The sequence below is a fragment of the Mesorhizobium sp. M2E.F.Ca.ET.209.01.1.1 genome, assembly GCF_004010375.2.
GTDB lineage: Bacteria > Pseudomonadota > Alphaproteobacteria > Rhizobiales > Rhizobiaceae > Mesorhizobium.
Genome location: NZ_SADP02000761.1, coordinates 1 through 324, shown reverse-complemented (window position 1 = coordinate 324; position 324 = coordinate 1). Strand labels below are relative to the sequence as shown.

General features: G+C 61.1%; 1 pseudogene. It reads left to right on the top strand.

From position 1 onward, the window contains the following. Window positions 1-324, top strand: a pseudogene (locus EN852_RS37790) (ABC transporter ATP-binding protein); the annotation flags it as partial.

The following is a 324-nucleotide window of genomic DNA, read 5'->3' as shown; positions in this document are numbered from 1 at the left end:
TCATGGAGCGCATGCCGTTCAAGCTGCCGCTCGACGTCAAGGTGGCGGAGCTTGCTGCTGGCGAAAAGCAGAAGCTCGAAATCATCAAGCAGCTTTATCTTGGCCGCTGCTTCCTGGTGCTGGACGAGCCAACCTCGGTGCTGACGCCCGGCGAGGCGCAAGAGGTGCTGGGGCTTGTGCGCGACATGACGAAAGCCGGCGACCTCACCGTGCTGATGATCTCGCACAAATTCCATGAGGTGACCGCCTTCGCCGACGATGTCAGCATGCTGCACAAGAGCAAGCTGACGGTAACGGGCCGCGTCGCCGACCTAGACCAGAACG